This is a genomic window from Roseateles sp., assembly GCF_036404855.1.
Lineage (GTDB): Bacteria > Pseudomonadota > Gammaproteobacteria > Burkholderiales > Burkholderiaceae_C > Pelomonas.
In genome coordinates this window covers 1-7,985 of the sequence record NZ_DASWYS010000058.1, presented here as the reverse complement: position 1 = coordinate 7,985, position 7,985 = coordinate 1, and the positions used below count along the sequence as shown (strand labels likewise).

The following is a 7,985-nucleotide window of genomic DNA, read 5'->3' as shown; positions in this document are numbered from 1 at the left end:
CTCCGGCCGTGTTCGCCGCGCGGTACCGCCAGCATGCTGGCGGTACCGCGCGGCGAACACGGCCGGAGCACGTACCCGAGGCCGCTGTGCGGTCGGTGCGGGTTGTAGTCCACGCCAGTTGTCGATGACGCTGCGCATGTGGCTCAGGCTGGCGAACCAGTGCTGCGACAGGCACTCGTCGCGGAAGCGACTGTTGAAGCTCTCAATGTAGGCGTTCTGCACCGGCTTGCCGGGCTGGATGAAGCGCAGCTCGACGCCGTTCCTGGCGGCCCATGTCTGCATCGTCCGGCCCGCGAACTCCGGGCCGTTGTCGGTGCGGATCACTTTGGGCAAGCCCCGCTCGGCCTTGACCTGGTCGAGCACCCGCGTGACATACAGCGCGGGTATCGACGTGTCCACGGCGATCTTCACCGCCTCCTTGCTGCAGTCGTCCACCACAGTCAGCGTCTTGACCCGCCGGCCGTTTGCCAGCTCGTCGAACACAAAGTCCATGCTCCACACCTCATCGGGTTGCATCGGGCGCACCAACGGCTGCCGCTCGGGCACGGGCAGCTTCTTGCGCCGGCGCTTGCGCACCATCAGCCCTTCCTCGCGGTAGACCCGGTAGGTGCGCTTGACGTTGATCGTCCAGCCTTCGAGCTGCAGTCGGCTGTGCAGCATGCGGTAGCCGTGGCGGCGATGCTGGCCGGCGAGCTCTGTCAGTCGCTCACGCAGCCGGCCGTTGCCGTCGTCGCGGGGCCGGTAGCGCAGGGTGCTGGCGCTCATGCCCACCAGCTTGAGGGCCCGGCGTTCACTCAAGCCTTTGTCCTGCAACTGCCGCACAACCTCGCGCCGCGCCGCGCCGCGCCGCCACGGCCATCACTTTCCCTTGAGCACCTCGCGCATCGCGTCGATCTCGAGCATCGAGTTGGCCAGCAGCTTCTTGAGCTTCGTGTTCTCCGCCTCCAGCGTCTTCAGCCGCTGCGCGTCCGACACGTTCATGCCGCCGAACTGCGCCGCGCTGACCAACTAGGTCATTCCGCGAGCGTCAATGATTTTACATAATGCACATTGTCGCCATATAGTGTTTGCGCGGCGGGGATGCTGCGGGCGCCAGATAGCCGCACTCCCGTTCAACGAGCTCACCTGGGAGCAGCTCTCTGGTCCGTCCCCTTGCGTCCGATTCGGCCCCCCTGACCGCACGGTTCAGGTGCGGTGGTCGCTCTTCAGCGCCGCAACCCGCTTGAGATCTCAAGCCGCCGAACCGGCGCCCGCATTCGGCGGCGCTCCAAGGAAGGCAGCAACGGCACTTGCTTTCGGACGTTTTCCTGAGTTGATGAAGTCGCAGAGCTGCCTTGCGGCGCCATCCAGATCCACGTTGGCGCGACGCAGCGCCACCGGCAAGTTGCTGCTACGCATGATGGATCGCACATATCCATGAATGAACGCCTGCTCGATCACGAGCATGGAGCCCAACTCGTAGAACGCAGCCATCCCGCGGATGTAGCGCGCCTTGGTGATGTCAACGAAGGACGACGGCACCAAGCCTGCGGCCAGCAGCGGCAGGTTGGCGGCGATTCGTGCGGTGCGCTTGTTTCCATTGGCAAAGGACTGCACATAGGCGATGCGCGTAAGCAAGTACACGGCCGCCTCGACGGGCTCCAGCGCCTTGGCGGTATCGACAATACGGAGAAGCATGTCGCGCGCATGGCTTGTTCCCGGTCTGTGAGGTGGCAGGTATGCCGAGTTCGCGAGGTTCACGTCTTCGTAGACACGCGTCACTCCCCGTTGTTCCTTGGGAAGAAAGTGATCCGACGCGGTCAACTCCGGCAGGCCATGATCGTCGGTCAGTAGGGCATGCATGGCACAAATGTTCTCGACGCTGAGCTCGCGATGCGTCCAGAGATGTTCGGCGGCTCTCTTGAGGTTCAGCGCAAGAACGGCATCCTCCATCGGCTTGTCCGCGTCCCGCTCGCCGTAGACCACAAGAGCCTCCGTATCGATCTCGCTGTAGCTGCTGCCTTCCAGGATCCCTGAGGCCCAGGAGTAGTCCACAAGAAACCTCGACAGGTACTTGAGATCCATCGGGTTGGCCAGAGCCTGGATCTGAGCGCAACGCCTCGCCCGCTGAGGGTCGATGTTTGGTGTTGTGGCTAGCAGCTCCTCACGAAACGGTGCGAGCGGTCGCATGTTGGCGGGACGCTGGAAAAAGGCCTCGACGTCGGCCAGGCTGAATGGACTCGACGTGACGTAGCGTCTCGCCGGACCACGCCCTAGTGGGATCACTGAGCCTTGGCTCACCAAGGTCGATAGCGTTCGATTGAGCGTTGAGCGGCTCATGGAGTCACCGACCAGTTCCATGAGACGCTCCGGTGCAATGCCGCTAGGCCCAGACTCATGGACCAACTGCTCAACTGACTTTTGCATAACAAGATCTTAGCGCTTGTAAATATATGATGCAAAAGGGGAATCCGACTTCTAGTCAAATGAAGTGCGCTGCAACCCCTATCTTGTCAGGCCAGGTTGCCGCAGTCAGCCGTCGTTAACCTGAGATCGATGGTCTTCAGCCGGCTAGGCGGGCCAAGCTCTTCCAACGGTGTTTGGGTTGACTGGGCCGCTTCCGGGAGATGGGTGATGTCCCGGCACGCGAGACCGCCCTCTTCCGGTTCCAGGCTTCGCCCAGTTAGCGCTGCGCGGATGGGCCTGCTTCAGGACCTCTCCAAAACCAGACCGCTCCGACCGTGGGCAGCTCGCGCCTCAAGGCGCTGCAGATCTCCTGGCCTAACTCCCCTTCTGATTGCGCATCGCATCCTCTTCAGTCGGACGCGTTCTGAACGTCGATCAACTGTCGAGATGCGGCCAAATTCATGGGGCGCCCTAGGTGATAGCCCTGCACCTTGGTGATACCCAGCGCCTTGATCACGGCAAGCTCACCTTCGGTCTCGACCCCTTCGGCGACGATGCTGCAGCCGGTTTCGGCGGCGAATCCGCACAGCGCAGCCGCTAGCGCCCGGCGAGAACGATCGCAGTCGATGCCCCGAGTGATGCTGATATCGAGCTTCACGATCTCCGGGTGCAGGTTCACGACGTGGCGAAAGCTCGCATACCCCGCACCTGCGTCGTCGATTGCAATGCGCAGGCCTTGCTTCTGCATAGGCGCCATGACCTCAGCAATATCTTCGTACTTCTCGATCACCTGATGCTCGGTCACCTCCACGACCACGCGATCCAGCGGCAGTCCGCGCAGGGTCCCAGCCAGGTCTCCATTGATGATGACGTCTGGTGACGCATTGACTGTCAGGTAGACACTCGGCGGGAACAGGGCCAGCGCGATCAGTGCCTTGCGAATTGCGATCGTTTCCAGCTCCACCGCGCGGCCCACGGAGGCTGCGTCCACGAACCACGTATCGGGTGTTCGATAGGGTTCCGTCATGAATCGCGCCAGCGATTCGAAGCCGACCACGCAGTTCGTGGTGACGTCGACGATGGGCTGGTAAACCATCTGCAAGGCGTCGGACTTGAGCGCGCCGTCGATGCGGTTGTCGACCAGGTGCCTGACATTGAGATCGTCGAGGTCCTGCTGGATCTGGTCGCCGACCATCTCAGCGAAAACGCGCATGACGCTCAGGTCTCGCTCCGTCAGCGTTTCGTCCGGTGAACGGCTGAAGCAACAGAAAGTGCCGTAGACCTCGCCGTCGGCCAGGCGAATCGGAACGCTCAGATGTGCCCCCACAGGAAGCGCTCGCGTCACCGGCAGCGTCAGCGCCTCCAGGTTCACGCAAGCATTCGTCATCAGTTCTGGAAGGCGTCCATCGATCACTCGGATGCAGTAGCTGTCTTCGATGGGATCGGATCCTCCTGGCAGTATGCCCAGGCCCGAATCGCCAGCATCGACGTGACGAAAGAACCGTTGACCATCGGTAATCTGCGAGATGAAGGCGACCTCCATCCCCATGTGCTTGCGAACCGCGCTGAGGATGCGACTCAACCCGGGGCTCCCGCCGGGGGGCGGTGAAGCAAGGCCCGCGATTTCGGCGGCTGCGAATGCGAGTGGTTGGCTCACTGGCGTCCTCCTTGAGCCACTGCAGGCTCTCGCCTTCGCAAGCTCTTCGCCCGACGGGCTGACTTTCAGGAGGCCGGCTGGGACCGGCAAGACCCAGGAAGCCCGCGTGCAGAAGAGTTTGGCTGAGGCACTAACTTCATGACAGAGCGATGTAGCAAAAAAACCTCGTCCTCCTAGACGGACAGCTGCATGGGCTGGCGTCACAAACGGATCGTGCGGTGCTGATGCCGGCATGCGCCAGCCCGCGAGTGCCTGATCGCCCGGGGCAAAGCTGCTGCCTAACCGCGGTGCCACCAGGCGTAAGCGACGTAGGCCGTACCGATGACATACAGCGGCGTGAAGATGCGCTTGTTGTGCTTGGCCAGCCAGAGCGGCAGATAGATGTCGAAGTTGTCTTCGCGTCGATCGGTGTAGCGGGCTGCAAGGCCCGTCAGCGGACACGACCACCGGTTGAACACAAGCACGCCGACCTCCACGGCGACAAAGCCGACGAGCACTGCTGCCAACAGGAAGTTGCCGCGCCATGCAGCCCATGGCGCACCGAAGATGCAGGCCACGAAGAAGATCCAGATGGCGGTGTGCGCTGCCTTGATGATTCCAAGGGACATCCGTGTGCTCATGCGTTCGCATCAAACCACATCGCCCTGCCCCATCCGTGGCCCGCGCGGGGCGAGACGGCGCTGGCGCCATGACAGACCTCGCGGTACCGCATCGTTCCATGCATGCAATGCATAGGGTTAACCCTTGCGTTGACTGGTAATAACCCTAAGATGACGAGCACATCAACAAAGGAAGGAAAAAACAAATGGAACTGCTGATCGTGACCCTGACGCTTGCAACGCTTGCCATCGTCGGCCAACTGCGTGATGACGTGGGTGGCCAGGGCAACAGCCTGCGTCGCTGAACACCTGAGTAGCGGGCCAGCGCCCGCCGTCTTCTCAAGGGCTGCTTTGCAGCCCTTTTGTTTGGCCGCTCGCAGGCCGGACTTATATCGAGACCATATAGAAACGATCAAAGAATCGATATTTTGGAACTGGCAGCCCCACCTAAGCTCGCGGGCGTTCCCTGTCTCTGCCATGTTCCATGCGAATCACCAAGCTGACGACCTACCGCCTCGCGCCGCGGTGGATGTTCCTGAAGATTGACACCGACGCCGGCATCAGCGGCTGGGGTGAACCCGTCATCGAGGGCAAGGCTCGCACCGTCGAGGCGGCCGTCCATGAGTTCGAACCGTATCTGATCGGGCAGGATCCGTCGCGCATCAACGACCTGTGGCAGGTCATGTATCGCGGTGGCTTTTATCGCGGCGGTGCCATCCTGATGAGCGCCATCGCCGGGATCGACCAGGCGCTCTGGGACATCAAGGGCAAGGTGCTGGGCGCGCCCGTGCATGAGCTGCTGGGCGGCCTGGTGCGCGACAAGATGAAGGTCTATTCCTGGGTCGGCGGCGACCGCCCTGCGGACGTCATCCGCGATATCAAGCGGTTGCGCGAAGGCGGGTTCGACACCTTCAAGATGAATGGCTCGGAGGAGATGGGCCTCATCGACAGCGCGCGCAAGGTGGACGAGGCCGTGTCTCGCATCGCCGAGATCCGCGAGGCCTTCGGGCACGAGATCGAGTTCGGCATCGATTTCCACGGCCGCATCGGCGCGCCGATGGCAAAGGTCATGCTGAAGGCGCTGGAGCCCTACCGGCCGCTCTTCGTCGAGGAGCCCGTGCTGGCCGAGCAGGACGAGACCTATGCCCGCCTGGCCGAGCACACGGCCATCCCGCTGGCGGCTGGCGAGCGCATGTACTCGCGCTTCGAGTTCAAGCGCGTCTTCCAGGCCGGCGGCCTGTCCATCGTTCAGCCTGATCTTTCGCATGCCGGCGGCATCACCGAGTGCATGAAGATCGCCTCCATGGCCGAGGCCTACGACGTGGCCCTGGCGCCGCACTGCCCGCTGGGCCCCATCGCGCTGGCAGCCTGCCTGCACGTGGACTTCGTCTCGCACAACGCCGTGCTGCAGGAGCAGAGCATGGGCATCCACTACAACCAGGGTGGAGAGCTGCTCGACTACGTGCTGAACAAGGAAGACTTCCACGTCGAGAACGGCTACATGAAGCCGCTGACCAAGCCAGGCCTGGGCGTGGTGGTGGATGAAGAGAAGGTCATCGAGGCCAGCAAGACGGCGCCGGATTGGCGCAATCCGTTGTGGCGCCACGAGGACGGGAGCGTCGCCGAATGGTGACTGCGGCCCGCCTCATCGCGCTGGACTGGGGCAGCACGCGGCTGCGCGCGTTCTTGCTGGGCGCGGACGGCGCCGTGCTGGCCTCGCGCCAGTCCGAGCACGGCGCCTCGACGCTGTCCGGCGAGGCCGCCTTCGAGCAGGCCTTCGCAGCCATACGGGGCGATTGGCCCGCCCTGCCGGTGCTGGCCTGCGGCATGGTCGGCAGCCAGCACGGCTGGCGCGAAGCGCCCTATGCGCCCTGCCCGGCCGATGCCGCCGCGCTGGCCGAGCATGCCTTGAAACTCAGCGAGCGCTTCTGGATCCTGCCTGGCCTGATGCACGATGGCGTGCGGCCGGACGTCATGCGCGGCGAAGAGACGCAGATCGTGGGGGCCCTGGCCCTGCGTCCCGAGCTGGCCGCACAGTCCTGCCTGATCCTGCCCGGCACGCATTCCAAATGGGCCCGTGTCGAGGCCGGACGAGTGACGGGTTTTGCCACCCACATGACCGGCGAGCTCTACGCGCTGCTGCGCCAGCACTCGGTGCTGGCTCGGCTGATGCCGGCCGAGGGCGCATCCGCCCCCTCCTCCGACGCTACGCCGGCCTTCGTGGCCGGCGTCGATGCCGCACGCGAAGGCGGGGATGCATTGAGCCACCAGCTCTTCGCGGTCCGCACACTGGGTCTCTTCAAGCGCTTGCCGCCCGAGCAGTTGCCCGACTACCTCTCCGGCCTGCTCATTGGCCATGAGATCGCGCACGAACTGGCCGCCGGAGCGCCCGCGCATCTGGCCTTGGTCGGCGCGCCGGCCCTTTGCGAGCGCTATGTGCAGGCGCTGGGCCGCTTTGGTCTGGGCGCCGGGCCCAGCGCGCCGCTGCAACTCGACAACACCGCGCCCGCCGGCCTCTGGCAGCTCGCGCAAACCATGGGGCTTTGACATGCTCGACCAGGCACTGCAACAACTTCCCCTCGTCGCCATCCTGCGCGGCATCAAGCCCGATGAGGTCGAGGCCATCGCAGACGCCCTCTACACCGAGGGCTTTCGCGTCATCGAGGTGCCCCTGAACTCGCCCCAGGCGCTCGACTCCATCGGCCGGCTGGCGCGCCGCATGCCCGAGGACGCGCTGGTGGGCGCCGGTACCGTGCTCAGCGCCGACGCGGTCCGCGACGTGCAGATCGCCGGCGGCCGCGTCATCGTCATGCCGCATGCCGACGTGGCCGTCATCCGCGTGGCCAAGGCCCGGGGCCTGGCCTGCGTGCCGGGTGTGGCCACCCCGACCGAGGCCTTCGCTGCGCTGCACGCCGGTGCGGACGCGCTCAAGCTCTTCCCGGCCGAGCTGGTCACGCCGTCCGTCGTCAAGGCCGTGCGCGCGGTACTGCCGCGTGAGCTGCGCCTGCTGCCGGTGGGGGGCATCACGCCTGACACGATGGCGCCTTACCGCAAGGCCGGCGCGGCCGGTTTCGGACTGGGCTCGGCCCTCTACGCGCCGGGCATGAGCGCCGGCGACGTGTCGGCGCGGGCGCGGGCCTTCGTGCAGGCCTGGCGCGCGTACTGACGACGCGCGACCCCAGACAACAACAACAACGACACCGGAGACAGCCATGAATCGCTTCCGCACGCTGGGCGTGGCGCTGCTGCTTGGCGCGCTCGGCCCAGGAGCCGGCGCCGAGACGCTCAGGCTCGACGCCCGTGCCGAGGCCGCCGCGCCGCAGACGGGGCATCTGAAGCTGGGG

Annotated in this window: 8 protein-coding genes; 3 read left to right on the top strand and 5 right to left on the bottom strand. The window is 64.6% G+C overall.

What is annotated here, in order from left to right; genetic code table 11:
* The 5 genes from VGF12_RS04120 to VGF12_RS04100 form a co-directional block, all read right to left on the bottom strand.
* Positions 1–822: IS3 family transposase (locus VGF12_RS04120; RefSeq protein WP_331174777.1), on the bottom strand; the 822-nt coding region annotated here is incomplete at its 3' end.
* A gap of 36 nt (positions 823–858) precedes the next feature.
* Positions 859–981 carry a hypothetical protein gene (locus tag VGF12_RS04115; protein WP_331174776.1) on the bottom strand — a complete coding sequence of 41 codons (123 nt, stop codon included), beginning with the start codon at positions 979–981 and terminating at the stop codon, positions 859–861.
* A 249-nt stretch (positions 982–1,230) separates the two neighbouring features.
* Positions 1,231–2,340, bottom strand: a complete 1,110-nt coding sequence (locus VGF12_RS04110; protein ID WP_331174775.1) for a Fic family protein — start codon at positions 2,338–2,340, stop codon at positions 1,231–1,233.
* Between the two features lie 454 nt (positions 2,341–2,794).
* The gene (locus VGF12_RS04105) at positions 2,795–3,967 is read right to left on the bottom strand and encodes a sensor domain-containing phosphodiesterase (RefSeq protein WP_331174774.1); all 1,173 of its coding nucleotides are present in this window, start codon (positions 3,965–3,967) and stop codon (positions 2,795–2,797) included.
* Between the two features lie 353 nt (positions 3,968–4,320).
* Positions 4,321–4,650 carry a hypothetical protein gene (locus VGF12_RS04100; RefSeq protein ID WP_331174773.1) on the bottom strand — a complete coding sequence of 110 codons (330 nt, stop codon included), beginning with the start codon at positions 4,648–4,650 and terminating at the stop codon, positions 4,321–4,323.
* A gap of 475 nt (positions 4,651–5,125) precedes the next feature.
* Between VGF12_RS04100 and dgoD the strand changes: the two genes are divergently transcribed.
* The 3 genes from dgoD to VGF12_RS04085 are packed head-to-tail and all read left to right on the top strand — an operon-like array spanning position 5,126 to position 7,807.
* Positions 5,126–6,274 (top strand): galactonate dehydratase, encoded by a 1,149-nt coding sequence (gene dgoD / locus VGF12_RS04095; RefSeq protein WP_331174772.1) that lies wholly within the window; start codon positions 5,126–5,128, stop codon positions 6,272–6,274.
* Positions 6,268–7,188, top strand: coding sequence for a 2-dehydro-3-deoxygalactonokinase (locus VGF12_RS04090; protein WP_331174771.1), 921 nt, complete (start codon positions 6,268–6,270; stop codon positions 7,186–7,188). Before dgoD ends, VGF12_RS04090 begins: the two co-directional genes overlap by 7 nt.
* A 1-nt stretch (position 7,189) precedes the next feature.
* Positions 7,190–7,807, top strand: coding sequence for a 2-dehydro-3-deoxy-6-phosphogalactonate aldolase (locus VGF12_RS04085; RefSeq protein WP_331174770.1), 618 nt, complete (start codon positions 7,190–7,192; stop codon positions 7,805–7,807).
* Positions 7,808–7,985 lie beyond the last annotated feature (178 nt).

Coding starts and splice junctions, on each gene's coding strand:
- VGF12_RS04115 (WP_331174776.1), bottom strand. CDS start 981: ATGAACGTGTCGGACGCGCAGCGGCTGAAGACGCTGGAGGCGGAGAAC.
- VGF12_RS04110 (WP_331174775.1), bottom strand. CDS start 2,340: ATGGAACTGGTCGGTGACTCCATGAGCCGCTCAACGCTCAATCGAACG.
- VGF12_RS04100 (WP_331174773.1), bottom strand. CDS start 4,650: ATGTCCCTTGGAATCATCAAGGCAGCGCACACCGCCATCTGGATCTTC.
- dgoD (WP_331174772.1), top strand. CDS start 5,126: ATGCGAATCACCAAGCTGACGACCTACCGCCTCGCGCCGCGGTGGATG.
- VGF12_RS04090 (WP_331174771.1), top strand. CDS start 6,268: ATGGTGACTGCGGCCCGCCTCATCGCGCTGGACTGGGGCAGCACGCGG.
- VGF12_RS04085 (WP_331174770.1), top strand. CDS start 7,190: ATGCTCGACCAGGCACTGCAACAACTTCCCCTCGTCGCCATCCTGCGC.